9 protein-coding genes, 1 tRNA gene and 6 pseudogenes are annotated in these 14,295 nt (G+C 34.5%); 8 read left to right on the top strand and 8 right to left on the bottom strand.

Annotated elements, in window-relative coordinates; genetic code table 11:
* Positions 1-60 precede the first annotated feature (60 nt).
* Together O1Q06_RS04115 and O1Q06_RS04110 are read left to right on the top strand one after the other, a co-directional pair.
* The gene (locus tag O1Q06_RS04115) at positions 61-930 is read left to right on the top strand and encodes an IS982 family transposase (protein WP_410542661.1); all 870 of its coding nucleotides are present in this window, start codon (positions 61-63) and stop codon (positions 928-930) included.
* A gap of 16 nt (positions 931-946) precedes the next feature.
* A pseudogene (locus O1Q06_RS04110) lies at positions 947-1,294 on the top strand (transposase); the annotation flags it as partial.
* Between the two features lie 16 nt (positions 1,295-1,310).
* Here O1Q06_RS04110 and O1Q06_RS04105 read toward each other — a convergent pair.
* A pseudogene (locus tag O1Q06_RS04105) lies at positions 1,311-1,783 on the bottom strand (transposase); the annotation flags it as partial.
* A gap of 288 nt (positions 1,784-2,071) precedes the next feature.
* Positions 2,072-2,502, bottom strand: a pseudogene (locus O1Q06_RS04100) (magnesium chelatase domain-containing protein); the annotation flags it as partial.
* Positions 2,503-2,763: 261 nt separating this feature from the next.
* Between O1Q06_RS04100 and O1Q06_RS04095 the strand changes: the two are divergent.
* Positions 2,764-3,393 carry a polysaccharide deacetylase family protein gene (locus tag O1Q06_RS04095; protein WP_410543074.1) on the top strand — a complete coding sequence of 210 codons (630 nt, stop codon included), beginning with the start codon at positions 2,764-2,766 and terminating at the stop codon, positions 3,391-3,393.
* A gap of 20 nt (positions 3,394-3,413) precedes the next feature.
* Positions 3,414-4,971 (top strand): annotated as a pseudogene (locus O1Q06_RS04090) (penicillin-binding transpeptidase domain-containing protein).
* A gap of 99 nt (positions 4,972-5,070) precedes the next feature.
* Here the strand turns inward: O1Q06_RS04090 and lon are convergent.
* From lon to O1Q06_RS04065, 5 genes are all read right to left on the bottom strand, one after another.
* A complete protein-coding gene (lon, locus tag O1Q06_RS04085; protein WP_410543073.1) occupies positions 5,071-7,527 on the bottom strand; it encodes an endopeptidase La in 2,457 nt (818 codons plus the stop codon).
* Positions 7,528-7,542: 15 nt separating this feature from the next.
* Positions 7,543-8,820 carry an ATP-dependent Clp protease ATP-binding subunit ClpX gene (gene clpX, locus O1Q06_RS04080; protein WP_007302000.1) on the bottom strand — a complete coding sequence of 426 codons (1,278 nt, stop codon included), beginning with the start codon at positions 8,818-8,820 and terminating at the stop codon, positions 7,543-7,545.
* Positions 8,820-9,446 (bottom strand): ATP-dependent Clp endopeptidase proteolytic subunit ClpP, encoded by a 627-nt coding sequence (gene clpP, locus O1Q06_RS04075; protein ID WP_007301999.1) that lies wholly within the window; start codon positions 9,444-9,446, stop codon positions 8,820-8,822. The genes clpX and clpP overlap by 1 nt, the downstream gene beginning before the upstream one ends.
* Positions 9,447-9,457: 11 nt before the next feature.
* Positions 9,458-10,801 (bottom strand): trigger factor, encoded by a 1,344-nt coding sequence (gene tig, locus O1Q06_RS04070; protein ID WP_410543072.1) that lies wholly within the window; start codon positions 10,799-10,801, stop codon positions 9,458-9,460.
* 155 nt (positions 10,802-10,956) lie between these two features.
* Positions 10,957-11,038, bottom strand: a tRNA-Leu gene (locus O1Q06_RS04065).
* A gap of 256 nt (positions 11,039-11,294) precedes the next feature.
* Here O1Q06_RS04065 and O1Q06_RS04060 point away from each other — a divergent pair.
* Positions 11,295-11,894 carry a BON domain-containing protein gene (locus tag O1Q06_RS04060; protein WP_410543071.1) on the top strand — a complete coding sequence of 200 codons (600 nt, stop codon included), beginning with the start codon at positions 11,295-11,297 and terminating at the stop codon, positions 11,892-11,894.
* A gap of 206 nt (positions 11,895-12,100) precedes the next feature.
* Here O1Q06_RS04060 and O1Q06_RS04055 read toward each other — a convergent pair.
* A pseudogene (locus O1Q06_RS04055) lies at positions 12,101-12,199 on the bottom strand (IS5/IS1182 family transposase); the annotation flags it as partial.
* A 78-nt stretch (positions 12,200-12,277) separates the two neighbouring features.
* Between O1Q06_RS04055 and O1Q06_RS04050 the strand changes: the two are divergent.
* From O1Q06_RS04050 to rpsG, 3 genes and pseudogenes are all read left to right on the top strand, one after another.
* Positions 12,278-13,146 (top strand): annotated as a pseudogene (locus O1Q06_RS04050) (IS982 family transposase).
* 277 nt (positions 13,147-13,423) lie between these two features.
* A complete protein-coding gene (rpsL, locus tag O1Q06_RS04045; protein ID WP_010406837.1) occupies positions 13,424-13,798 on the top strand; it encodes a 30S ribosomal protein S12 in 375 nt (124 codons plus the stop codon).
* 5 nt (positions 13,799-13,803) lie between these two features.
* Positions 13,804-14,280, top strand: coding sequence for a 30S ribosomal protein S7 (gene rpsG, locus O1Q06_RS04040; protein WP_006014699.1), 477 nt, complete (start codon positions 13,804-13,806; stop codon positions 14,278-14,280).
* The last annotated feature ends 15 nt before the right edge of the window (positions 14,281-14,295 follow it).

The following is a 14,295-nucleotide window of genomic DNA, read 5'->3' as shown; positions in this document are numbered from 1 at the left end:
ATAGAAAAGTCAGGAGAGTAGGGTAAACTCAACAAATAGAAAAAATAGATGAGGTTACCCATGGAAGATATAACAAAACTGTTTTGTCTGGTCGATGATTTTTGCAGAGATATAGAGAAAAATTTTGCAGATAAACTACTGCCAAACGGTAAAAAACCCACAAGAGTGCCAGAAATTACACATTCGGAAATTATCACAATAATCCTCCTGTATCAGCAATCTCCCTGTGAAAATTTTAAGGCTTTCTACCTGCATTACCTAACATTGCTCTACAAATCAGAGTTTTCGAAGTTGCCTTCATACACTAGGTTTGTTGCTCTAAAGTCCAGGGTTTTGTGGCATTTAGCCATGCTATTACAGTGCCTTTGCGGATGGTCAGAACTTACTGGAATCTCATACATAGATACAACTCCTATTGCAGTTTGCCATGCAAAAAGAATATCAAGAAATAAGGTTTTTGCTGGAATTGCAAAATTAAGCAAGAGTACATATGGCTGGTTTTTCGGCTTTAAACTACATTTGATAATTAACGAGAAAGGTGAAATTCAAGCTTTTACGCTTACAAGAGGTAATGTTGACGATAGAGAGCCTGTAGCAAACCTAACTAAGAAATTAACCGGTCTTTTGTTTGGTGATAAAGGCTATATTAAAAAAGAGCTTTTCCAAGAGTTGTTTAACCGCGGTTTGAAACTTGTTACCAAGGTGAAAAAGGGGATGAAAAACGCATTAATTTCACTACATGAAAAGATTTTGCTGAGAAAAAGGTCGATCATTGAGACGATTTTTGGCTACCTCAAAAATAGACTTGAAATTGAACATACTCGCCATAGATCTCCCGTTAATTTCTTGGTTCACATCTTTTCTACTCTCATTTCCTATTCCTTGAAATCCAAAAAGCCTTCCATTTCCTATACTTTCTTCCTTCCTTAATCCAGAATTAGCGTATAGAGAGCCTGTAGCAAACCTAACTAAGAAATTAACCGGTCTTTTGTTTGGTGATAAAGGCTATATTAAAAAAGAGCTTTTCCAAGAGTTGTTTAACCGCGGTTTGAAACTTGTTACCAAGGTGAAAAAGGGGATGAAAAACACATTAATTTCACTACATGAAAAGATTTTGCTGAGAAAAAGGTCGATCATTGAGACGATTTTTGGCTACCTCAAAAGTAGACTTGAAATTGAACATACTCGCCATAGATCTCCCGTTAATTTCTTGGTTCACATCTTTTCTACTCTCATTTCCTATTCCTTGAAATCCAAAAAGCCTTCCATTTCCTATACTTTCTTCCTTCCTTAATCCAGAATTAGCGTTTCTCGTTAATTATCAAATGTAGTTTAAAGCCGAAAAACCAGCCATATGTACTCTTGCTTAATTTTGCAATTCCAGCAAAAACCTTATTTCTTGATATTCTTTTTGCATGGCAAACTGCAATAGGAGTTGTATCTATGTATGAGATTCCAGTAAGTTCTGACCATCCGCAAAGGCACTGTAATAGCATGGCTAAATGCCACAAAACCCTGGGCTTTAGAGCAACAAACCTAGTGTATGAAGGCAACTTCGAAAACTCTGATTTGTAGAGCAATGTTAGGTAATGCAGGTAGAAAGCCTTAAAATTTTCACAGGGAGATTGCTGATACAGGAGGATTATTGTGATAATTTCCGAATGTGTAATTTCTGGCACTCTTGTGGGTTTTTACCGTTTGGCAGTAGTTTATCTGCAAAATTTTTCTCTATATCTCTGCAAAAATCATCGACCAGACAAAACAGTTTTGTTATATCTTCCATGGGTAACCTCATCTATTTTTTTTCTATTTGTTGAGTTTACCCTACTCTCCTGACTTTTCTATTCTCTTTTTAATCCAGAATTAGCGTTTTTACCTCATCTTAAGTATATTTTTCTCTATCTTACTTGCTTTTTATACTTGTGGGTAAAAGTGAGATTTGAATCCCATAGAACACTGTTGGCATACCATCAAAAGCCGCCTCAGACCTCTGATGTATAAATGTACAGACTTACAACTTTTGGTTGGTAATACCATAATGGAAATTTATCATTCATTTTAGAAAATACTATACTTCATTTCCCCTTGGGCAAATTACTCCTTTATTTGCCTGTTTTGCATTGATTGCTGTTGGAAGTACTCCTGAGATTGGTATGACTCTGCTGTCTAGTGCAAGCTCGCCCATAATTATATAAGACTGAACTTTTTCAACTGGTATCACATTCATTACAACAAGTAATCCAACAGCAATAGCTAAGTCATAATGACTACCTTCTTTAAGCAAATCCGCAGGGGGAAAGATTAACCGTAATCCTTTTTGGAGGTAACAGAAGATTAATTGAATTTAACGCTGCTCTGATACGCTCTCTGGATTCTGCAACAGTTTTATCCGGCAAGTCCAACAATATTAAAAGCTGGAATACCATTTGCCATGTGAATTTGTGCATTAACATTTACTGTGCTGGTTCCCTGAAGTGCAACGGTATTTATATTTGCAATCATACTATATTATATAAAGTTATTAATATAATATATTGACAAAGTAACGAAGTAAACAGTAGCTGTTAAAAGTGGTTTAATTTAGCAAAAAAGTGTAGTACTCTATCACTTTGCTGATTATATATGTTTATAAGAATAATCGCTTTTCTTTTGCTATATTCAAGTTCAGTTTTCTGTAGTGATTGTAACTTTAACTTACCGTGTCGTGGGCTCAGTTGTGATTTGGATCTATCATATAGAAATTTAAGTAATATAAAGAAATTATTGAATAACAAAGATAAGTTCGTTGCACTTACGTTTGATGATGGACCTTCTTATAATAGAGCAGGAGATATTATTAATATTCTGGAGAGCAATAAAACAAAAGCGACATTTTTTGTGCTTGGTGAGCGTATAAATAAAAAAACATCTGAAATAGTAAAGAAAATCCATGAAGCAGGTCATGAGTTAGGCAATCACTCTTGGTCGCATAGGAAGTTGACATCACTTTCAAGTGAGGAGCAATTGCAAGAACTGGAAAAGACAAATGTGGCAATTAAAAATGTAACAGAACAGAATGTAAAATGGTTTCGTCCACCATATGGATGTCACAATGATAATTTGATCGAAAATACTAATCGATTAAATATGTATTCCATATTATGGACAGTCGATTCTCTGGATTGGCAAGGTGATAAATCAGAGATTTTGGTTGAAAGAGTTTTAAGCAATGTACATAATGGAGCGATTATATTGTTCCATGATCACGATAACAAATCAAATACAGTTGAAGCTTTACCTCAGATTATTGAAATACTAAAAAAATCGGGTTACAAACTTGTTACCTTAAGTGAGTGGGAAGAAAGGGTTTGTGATGTAGTGAAAGCTAGAAATGTGCCAATAAAAGGAGGATGAGTGCGTTCTAAAGGAATTCTATGTGGACAAAAAAACAAGGTCTTCAACCGCAGGGCATTCATATTAGGTGGTATTCAGCTTACTATTTCTGCTATTTTTAGTTATAGGTTGTATACTTTACAAGTACGAGATAGACAAAAATATGAAGTGCTATCCAATAATAACAGGATAAAAGTTGTTACTATTGTGCCTAAACGAGGCAGGATTTTGGATAGAAATAGCGTTGAACTCGCAGTAAACAAAATTTCGTATATTGTTTTATTTAATGGGCAAAAAACCTTTACTAGGGAAGTTGATTTGCAGATGTTATCAGAAATTAAACCTGATGCAATAAAATCATCAGATACAAAAATAACTGCTCTTTATAAACGTTATTACCCGTTTGGTTCGATATGTTCTCATATAATCGGATATACAAAAAGACAGCAAGACATAAATGAAGCAGGGGTTAGTGGAATTGAATATACATATGATCATGTATTAAAAGGCAAGACCGGAAAATCTGAGCAGGAAATAAATTCTAAGAAGCGTATCATGAGAGAGTTATCTAGCATACCGCAGCAAGACGGACAAGATATACAGCTGACAATTGATGTTGATTTACAGAAGAAAATTGCAGAGATATTTAAAGACCACCAAGGTTCCACAGTGGTAATTGATGTAAATAACGGAGAAATTTTAGCATTATATAATTCACCTTCTTACGATAATAATCTTTTCACTAGCAGATTATCAAATGAAACTTGGAAAAATTTAAACAATCCTTCATTACCGCTTGTAAACCGTGCATTATCATATCAAATTCCACCTGGTTCAATATTTAAAATAATAGATGCGCTTGCGGGTTTAAAAGATGGAATAATAACACCAGAAGAAAAGTTCTCGTGTAGGGGCTATATGAAAATAGGTGAACGAAAATTTCGTTGCCTAAAAAGCAAAGTCCATGGATATGTATCTTTAAACGAGGCAATGGCCTTCTCATGCAACACTTACTTTTATAATATAGGAAAAAAAATAAATGTAGATTCTCTACTAGAAATGGCTAGCAAATTTGGTATAGGAAGTGGACCATTAATTGGAATGTTTAAGGAAGAAGCTCCGGGATTGTTGCCTGATGTGGATTGGCGTGCACGCAAGCTATATTCAGAGTGGTATTTAGGTGATACCATTAACTTAGTTATAGGACAAGGGTATTTACTTACAACACCACTACAGCTTGCGGTTCTTGCAGCGAGGGTTGCAACAGGAAAGGAGGTAATTCCCCACATTGAGATGAGTAAACCACGGCAAGACTTTCTTGATATTGATGTGAATCATGAGCATCTTAGTGTGGTTCGAAAAGCTATGTTTGACGCGGTGAATTCTAACTATAGAAAAGGACTAGGCAGTATACAAATTGCTGGCAAAACCGGTACACCAGAGATAAACTCTAAAGGTGAAAGTCATAAATTGTTTATCGCTTATGGCCCCTACCATGATCCGCGCTATGCAATCTCAGTGTTTATAGAACATGGCAAAACTCCACGCCAAGATGTTGCAATTGCTAGTGAGATATTGCAATATATGCTTGAAAAATGAACTTATGAAATTGCCATATATGTTACTTGTAATTTATATATTCAAATCAGAGCTTTGAGGTTAAAAAAAAGAAACGAAAATTGCATAAACCTTTTCAATTTAGTGCTTTAATGTTTCTAACGCAGAGAAGGTACTATCTTTATTTTCTATGGAGGAAGCTAGACTATTTTGACTATCACCATCAATTGAAGTAATAGGGCGGATTAAAGCAATTTTTATAACTTCATCAATATTCTTAACAAAAATTACGTTGATCCCTTCTTTAATATTTGCGGGAATCTCCTCCATATCTTTCTCATTTTCACTTGGTATAATCACAGTTTTGATTGATCCTCTTAGCGCAGCAAGCAATTTTTCTCTCAAGCCCCCGATAGCCAAAACTCTACCGCGCAATGTTACTTCGCCTGTCATAGCAACACTTTTGTTAACTGATATATTTGTCATGAGAGAAACAATAGATGTACATACTGCACTGCCAGCAGAGGGGCCATCTTTTGGCACAGCACCTTCAGGTACATGCAAATGTATATCATTATTTTGAAATTTTTCGGGCTTTATACCGAAAAATAAACAATTTGATCGCACATAACTATACGCAGCTTTTATAGACTCTTGCATAACTTCTCCAAGCTTTCCTGTATATTTTATCTCCCCCTTACCAGGAATTAGGACTGACTCTATCATCAAAATATCACCACCTGTTTCAGTATAGGCAAGACCAGTTACTATCCCTACCAAACTCTCATTTTCTGCAATGCCAAAGGTATACTTACGTACCCCTAGATAATCTTGTAAATTACCAATCTCTATAGATATTTTCTTATTTTGATCAGTTAATATTGCTTTAACTGCTTTTCTCATGAGTTTTGCAAGTTCCCTTTCCATGCTTCGCACGCCGCTTTCACGTGTATATAAACGTATCAACTCGTATAATGCTTCATTGGTTATTTCCCATTCCTTCTGATGCAAACCATGCTCTTTTTTTAATTTTGGAATAAGGTGATGTGTAGCAATACTGATCTTCTCGTCTTCGGTATACCCAGATAATTGTATAATTTCCATCCTATCACGCAAAGGATGCGGTAAATTTAAGCTATTTGCTGTGGCTACAAACATTACACTTGAAAGATCAAACTCAACTTCCAAGTAATGATCTGTAAAATGTTTATTGTGCTCAGTATCCAAAACCTCAAGTAATGCAGATGCAGGATCACCACGCGAATCAGAACCCATCTTATCTATTTCATCAAGAAGGAAAAGCGGGTTGCATGAATTAGCTTTTTTCATGTGTTGAATGATTTTACCAGGCATTGAGCCAATATAAGTTTTCCTGTGTCCTCGTATTTCAGACTCATCACGTATACCACCAAGAGATATGCGAACAAAATCTCTTCCTACTGCTTTTGCCATAGACTTAGCTAAAGAAGTTTTACCAACACCAGGTGGTCCAACTAAGCAAAGTATAGGACCCTTTATCTCTTTTACTCTCTTTAATACTGCTAAAAATTCTATTATTCTATCTTTTACTTTCTCTATGCCATAATGATTTTCATCTAAGATTTTTTTAGCCGCATTTAAGTTAATTTTTGCATCTTTGTACTTTCTCCATGGCAAATCAAGCAACCAATGCAAGTAACTAGATATAACTGTTGCTTCAGGAGAAATGGGATTCATTTTCTTATATCTCTTTAAGTCAGTTATTGCTTTCTCTTTTGCTTCCTCAGAAAGCTTTGTTTCATTTATCTTTTTTTCAAATTCATTGAGTATATTCCCTTCATCTCCATTTTCAAACTCACCTAATTCTTTCTGTATAGCTTTTAATTGCTCATTAAGGTAGTAAACTCTTTGAGTACTTTCAACCTGTGATTTAATTGTCTTATACAAGCGGTTTTGTGCACTCAAAATACTTATTTCTCTCTCAATAAGAGCAAAAACTTTTTTTAAACGCTCTTTTGGGTTATAAACTTCAAGTATGTTTTGCTTGTCTGATACCTTTATATTTAAGTACGAAGCTATCATATCTACAATTTGATTAACCTCTTTAACTTGATCGATGGGGTCAATAATAATCTCGGGCCGATTTTTCTTGCTTAGTTTACACCAATTGTCAAATGCATCTATAACAGAACGCCTTAAAGCTTCTAAATCAATATTATCTTCATTTTCTCCATACTCATAATGACCATCTAATGCTACTCTGGCCTCTAACAAAGTGTGAGAGCTAATATATTCTATAACTCTTCCCCTTCTTACCCCATGAATCATGACTTTTACTGCATTGTCAGGCAGTTTTATTAATGGTTGTATAATGTTTGCTAACACACCTACTTCATAAAGATTCTCTGGCTCTGGATTATCAATAGAACCATCTTTTTGTGCTATGAGAAAAATCTCGTTTTGGTGACTACTGCTACTTATTGCATACTCTAGTGCATGAACAGATTTTTCTCTACCTACGAATAAAGGCAACATTATATTTGGAAAAATTACTACATCTCTTAGAGGTAATACTGGTAATACAGTAGAATTAAAGTTTACAGCACGTCCAATACTCATAATATATGCCTCAAATTAATCATTAACCGTTATAACACTACCCTTATTATTATGATTAATCGTCACTTTGCCTAATTCTACCATTTTCTTAGTAACCGTTATAGTGCTACCTTCAAAACCTCCGTTGCCGGATATATACATAACATCAAGCAAAAGTGACTCTAAGATAGCACGTAACATCCTTGCACCTGTTTTATAGCTTATAGCTTTTTTAGCAATAGCTGATATTGCTTCATCTGAAAACTCAAGATTTACTTTACTAAATGCAAGCAATGCTTTATATTGTTTTACTAGCGCATTTCTTGGCTCTGTCAACACATGTATTAAATCTTCGTGATCCAGCTCATCTAGAACAGCAGTTATTGGAACTCGTCCTACAAATTCGGGTATCAAGCCGAATTTGATTAAGTCCTCAGGTTGAGCATCGCGTAAAGCATTTTTTTTCTTTTGTGCTTTAGACTGACTTATATCTGCTCCAAAGCCAACTGATGTTCCCTTTTTTCTTGCCTCAATAATTTTATTTAGGCCTTCAAAAGCTCCTCCGCAAATAAATAGTATATTACTAGTATCTACTTGTATAAACTCTTGTTGCGGGTGTTTTCGCCCTCCTTGTGGCGGAACATAAGCAACTGTACCCTCCATAATCTTAAGCAGAGCTTGCTGGACCCCTTCACCTGAAACGTCACGGGTTATTGAAGTGCTTTCAGATTTTCTTGTAATCTTGTCTATTTCATCGATAAACACTATACCATGCTGTGCCTTTGCAACATCATAATTTGCAGCTTGTAATAGACGTGACAACACGCTTTCTACATCATCACCTACATAACCTGCCTCAGTCAAAGTTGTCGCATCGGCCATAGCAAATGGCACATCTGAAACTTTAGCAAGTGTTTTTGCTAGCAAAGTCTTACCAGAACCAGTAGGACCAATAAGCATTATATTTGATTTCTCAATTTCAATATCACTTATAGAATGAAGTTGCACCATGGATTGACAATGGTTATACATAGCCACAGATAAAACGTGTTGCGCATGTTCCTGACCTACAACATGCTTACTAAGAAAAATTTTTATATCTTCAGGTTTCTTTAGTAATAGCTTCATATCAGATATATGATCTGAATTAAAAGCTCTCTCTTTCTTTTGACTTATTGCTTTATGGGATAACTCTATGCATTCATTACAAATGAACACCTTTAAACCATCTGAAGAGTTAGTAATCAATTTATCTACTTCGTTTTGTGCCTTGTTACAAAAAGAACAGTAGTGTAAATCATTATTGTTATCCATTAAACTACCTTTTGTTTAACTTTAATATTTTCAATCTTCATATCTTTACGCTCAGCTATTACTCTGTCAATTAAGCCAGTTTTCATTGCTTCTTCAGGATCCATGAATTTATCTCTTTCCATCATTTCTTCAATTTTTTTTAGTGAATTTCCAGTATGTTTTTCATAAATTTGATTTAATTTTTTCTTAACTCGCAAAATTTCATTAGCATGTATTTCTATATCAGTTGCTTGCCCATGATAACCACCAGATGGCTGATGTATCATAATTCTTGAATGAGGTAGCGAGTAACGTTTACCCTCCGCACCAGCTGTAAGCAACAAAGAACCCATAGATGCAGCTTGACCTATACACAAAGTTGAAACGTCTGGATTTATATACTGCATTGTATCGTAGATCGACAAACCAGCAGTTACAACACCACCTGGTGAGTTAATATACATACAAATGTCTTTATCGGGATTTTCCGATTCTAAAAATAAAAGCTGTGCTACTATTACGCTGGCCATGTTGTCTTCAATAGGGCCAGTTACGAAAATTATTCTTTCTTTTACTAGCCTTGAATATATGTCATAAGCCCGCTCACCGCGACTAGTTTGTTCAACTACAATTGGTATAAGAGTCATACCTTTTCCTATCAAATATTATCAAATAATTCCTTTAATTCTTTCACAGAAACAATCTGTTCTTCTTTACTAGCTTTTTCTATCATATAATCCGTCACTTTATACTCAAGCGCTTGCCCTCTAACTAATTCCTGAAATTGTCCATCTGATTTAAAATGTTTAAATACCCTGTCAAATGATACATCTTTACTGACATATTGATTTACAATAACATTCATAATATCACTTTGAGTTAATGATATTTCATGTTCTTTACTGAACTCCATGAATAGCATTGCAAGCTTTACGCGTCTTTCAGCTTCTTTACACGAATCATCTTTAGCATTCAACTCTCTTTCCACTCTCTGCTGTTCCTGTTTTACTACTTCTATAGGCAAATCAAAACTATAACTAGCATCCAAACAATCAAATAGCTCTTTCTTAATTAAGAGATCTTCCATTTCTTTACACTGATTATCAATTACTTCTTTTACATGATCTATTAGCGAAGAATGATCTTCAAAACCAATTCTCCTAGCTATTTCATTATCACTTTGCAAATCTTTGGCAATCTGAATGTCATTAACTCGAACAGAAAAAGCAGCCTCCTGTCCCGCAAGGGAAATTACCTGGTAATCTTCAGGAAATCTCAACTTAAAGCTTTTTGTTTCCCCTTTTTTCATGCCAATTAATTGATCTTCAAAACCATTTATAAATGTTCCAGATCCTAAATTAACAGTAAAATTTTTGCCACTTCCACCTTGAAAGAGCTTATTTCTAATTCGCCCTTCAAAGTCAATTATCAGTTTATCCTCGTTTTTTGCTTGATAAGAAGCATCATCAACAGAGACAAAGTTAGGAAATTTTGTTTTTATAGAATCAATAAATTCTTTTATGTCTCCCTCTTTGATTTTTGCCTTAACTTTCTTTAAATTTATTTTATCAAGATCTATTACTGGCACTTTTGGCATCGATTCAAAAGATAATTTGTACAGAAAGTCACCTTTTTTATCCTTTTTATCAAGGTTTGGTAATGACATAATATCAACCTTAGGATGGATGTGAGACTTAACTTCGATTTTTTTCATTAAATCACTTGAGCAATAGTCAATCGTATCGTTTATCACATATTCCAAAGCTTCGTTTTTATAATTTGTAATAACAAGATCGTAAGGCATCTTTCCTGATCTAAATCCAGGCAATTTTGCATTCTTCGCTATTTCTTGTAATCTAGAGTTTATCTTTTGTTCTATATAATCACTACTAACTGTGATTTCATACTCATACTTTAGTTTATCTACACTAAGTTCCTTATAGGTATATATATTACTTAATGTATCTGCTTCGACTGCATTTTGAGGTATATTACTAGACATCACAACCTGTTATCAATATTTTATTTGTGTTTTAATAAAGCCATTTTACCAGAATTTAAGTTAAATACAATCCTTAAGAACAGGTTCTTATACAAACAAAAGTGTACTTAGTGATTATAAATTTTCTCTTAAAACCTGAGTTACATGACTTTAAGTGCGGATAGAGGGACTTGAACCCCCACGAGCAAGCTCACCAGGACCTAAACCTGGCACGTCTACCAATTCCGCCATATCCGCAAGAGCCCTTCATTAACTTATAGATAACCATTTCTGTCATCTTATGCAATTTAAAGATTAGATTTTAGTACCACAGACTGAACTTATAATACTGGTTAACTCCACTATGAATCTAAGCCTGAATTACTTTAACTAACACTATTAAGATAAGTACTGTCTTAGAAATATTCAAGGCTTATTCAATTTATAGTATTTACACAATAAAAAAAGCTTATTAATATCCTTTAATTAAGGCTCTAAACTCTGGAAATTAATAATGAGATTAATAGCAAGCTTCTTGCTCACAATTTTTCTGATTACACAGAGTGGCTGTACGACTCTTGTAAGTGGTATAGTGGTAACAGCAACTGCAGCGGCTACAGCAATAACAATGCAAGATAAATCCTTGGGAAACATTATTGATGATACAACTATAGTAATAAGAATCAATAAGGGACTCTTAAAACACGGACTGTTCTCATCTATAAAAGTTAAAGTGAGTGAAGGAAGAGTATTACTCATTGGAAATGTTGATAATCATGAAAAGCAACTCACAGCAGAGAAAATAGCTTGGCAGCAAAAAGAGATTAAAGAAGTGATAAATGAAATAAGAGTCACACCAATTAAAATGGCTTCTATGCTAGATGTTACTGTAGATGGTATGATAACAGCAGAGATAAGCACAAGGCTTTTGGGAAAAAGAAATATTAAATCAATTAATTATAGCGTTAATACAGTTGATAGAGTCGTTTATTTGATGGGCATAGCTCAAAATAAGGCAGAATTAAAAGCTGTAATAGCAATTGCAAGAAAAGTAAAAGGAGTAAAGCAAGTTGTAAGTTATGTGAGATATAGACATAGCAAATTGCGCCATTGATGAAAATTTACTTGAGTGTTAGTATCATGTAGCTAAGCCATAAAGCTACTTTACAAATTTCGTCAGTTCACTCTTATGGTATGTATAACAATGCTACAAAAAATAATATCATAGAATTCAATAGAATAATTTCTAGAAAATCTCTACATACTAAAAAAAGTAAAATGCTATTTAAATAAGCTTAAGAATAAATAGCAAACATCTATATCTTGTGCGATATGGCGTTTTATTCCTGAGATTTTTTTACCAGCGTCATAGCCTTTTTCTTCATCAGTGTCTGCGTTCTTTACACTCTTGACGCTAATTCTGGATTAAAAAGAGAATAGAAAAGTCAGGAGAGTAGGGTAAACTCAACAAATAGAAAAAAATAGATGAGGTTACCCATGGAAGATATAACAAAACTGTTTTGTCTGGTCGATGATTTTTGCAGAGATATAGAGAAAAATTTTGCAGATAAACTACTGCCAAACGGTAAAAACCCACAAGAGTGCCAGAAATTACACACTCGGAAATTATCACAATAATCCTCCTGTATCAGCAATCTCCCTGTGAAAATTTTAAGGCTTTCTACCTGCATTACCTAACATTGCTCTACAAATCAGAGTTTTCGAAGTTGCCTTCATACACTAGGTTTGTTGCTCTAAAGCCCAGGGTTTTGTGGCATTTAGCCATGCTATTACAGTGCCTTTGCGGATGGTCAGAACTTACTGGAATCTCATACATAGATACAACTCCTATTGCAGTTTGCCATGCAAAAAGAATATCAAGAAATAAGGTTTTTGCTGGAATTGCAAAATTAAGCAAGAGTACATATGGCTGGTTTTTCGGCTTTAAACTACATTTGATAATTAACGAGAAAGGTGAAATTCAAGCTTTTACGCTTACAAGAGGTAATGTTGACGATAGAGAGCCTGTAGCAAACCTAACTAAGAAATTAACCGGTCTTTTGTTTGGTGATAAAGGCTATATTAAAAAAGAGCTTTTCCAAGAGTTGTTTAACCGCGGTTTGAAACTTGTTACCAAGGTGAAAAAGGGGATGAAAAACGCATTAATTTCACTACATGAAAAGATTTTGCTGAGAAAAAGGTCGATCATTGAGACGATTTTTGGCTACCTCAAAAATAGACTTGAAAGTGAACATACTCGCCATAGATCTCCCGTTAATTTCTTGGTTCACATCTTTTCTACTCTCATTTCCTATTCCTTGAAATCCAAAAAGCCTTCCATTTCCTATACTTTCTTCCTTCCTTAATCCAGAATTAGCGTTATTATAAGGATTATTTTCTGCATATTCTTTGATAGCTATCACAGTATATTACTTCTTCCATATCTATATTAATTCGACCACAGCAAGTGATAATTTCTTAATATTAAAACCAATATGCGCTTTAGCATATAATTATCAGTAGCTTTCAAAGCAATTGGGCTGAGATTATTAGAGTAGTAATGTTTATTTTTATATTGACTATTGAGGTTTATTATTTTATAACTAAGACTTAGTTATTTTCAGAGTTTTAAATTTACAGTATATGCCTACGATAAATCAATTGATATGTAAGGGTAGATCAGGGTTAACTCGCAAGAAGAAGGTGCCAGCTTTGGGAAAATGCAATCCTCAAAGAAGGGGTGTTTGCACTAAGGTATATACTACAACTCCTAGAAAGCCTAATTCAGCACTACGTAAGGTAGCTAGAGTAAAGATTAGTGGATACGGTGAAGTGACGGCTTATATACCTGGCGAAGGTCATAATTTACAAGAGCATTCCGTTGTTTTAATACGTGGTGGGCGAGTTAAGGATTTGCCGGGTGTGCGTTATCACATAATAAGAGGTGCTCTTGATCTACGTGGTGTGCAAAATCGAAAGAAAGCCCGTTCAAAATATGGTGTAAAGAAATCTGGTTAAAATTTATGGCACGTCGTAATAAAGCAAAAAAAAGAACAAGCCCTGACTCTCGTTATGGTAGTGTCTTGCTTATGCGTTTTATTAATATAATTATGAAATGTGGTAAAAAGTCTATTGCAGAAAAGATTGCTTATAGTGCTTTGTCCTTAGCTGAAAAGAAAATAGGCAAAGATGCCTTATCAATTTTTGAAACAGCAGTAGAAAATGTTACCCCTTCTATAGAAGTACGCTCTCGGCGTATTGGTGGTGCAACTTATCAAGTCCCTGTTGAAATTCGTCAAGATAGAGCAATTTCTTTGGCATTAAGGTGGATTGCTAGAGCAACTTCTGCTGCTCGCAAAAAGAGTGGTAGAACTACTGTTTATTGTTTGCAGTCTGAAATATTAGATGCTTATAATAAATGTGGTGGTGCATTTAAGATGTGTGAAGAAAAGTATAAAATGGCTGAAGCTAATAAAGCATTTTCTCATCTTCGTTTTTAATATTAGCTGATTGAT

Source organism: Wolbachia endosymbiont of Tetranychus urticae (assembly GCF_046529255.1).
Lineage (GTDB): Bacteria > Pseudomonadota > Alphaproteobacteria > Rickettsiales > Anaplasmataceae > Wolbachia.
Note: the sequence above shows the minus strand (reverse complement) of the source record. Positions and strands in the feature narration are given on the sequence as shown.

Excerpts from the sequence above, each read along its gene's own strand:
- O1Q06_RS04115 (WP_410542661.1), top strand. The coding sequence starts at position 61 with ATGGAAGATATAACAAAACTGTTTTGTCTGGTCGATGATTTTTGCAGA.
- lon (WP_410543073.1), bottom strand. The coding sequence starts at position 7,527 with ATGAGTATTGGACGTGCTGTAAACTTTAATTCTACTGTATTACCAGTA.
- clpX (WP_007302000.1), bottom strand. The coding sequence starts at position 8,820 with ATGGATAACAATAATGATTTACACTACTGTTCTTTTTGTAACAAGGCA.
- clpP (WP_007301999.1), bottom strand. The coding sequence starts at position 9,446 with ATGACTCTTATACCAATTGTAGTTGAACAAACTAGTCGCGGTGAGCGG.
- tig (WP_410543072.1), bottom strand. The coding sequence starts at position 10,801 with ATGTCTAGTAATATACCTCAAAATGCAGTCGAAGCAGATACATTAAGT.
- O1Q06_RS04060 (WP_410543071.1), top strand. The coding sequence starts at position 11,295 with ATGAGATTAATAGCAAGCTTCTTGCTCACAATTTTTCTGATTACACAG.
- rpsL (WP_010406837.1), top strand. The coding sequence starts at position 13,424 with ATGCCTACGATAAATCAATTGATATGTAAGGGTAGATCAGGGTTAACT.
- rpsG (WP_006014699.1), top strand. The coding sequence starts at position 13,804 with ATGGCACGTCGTAATAAAGCAAAAAAAAGAACAAGCCCTGACTCTCGT.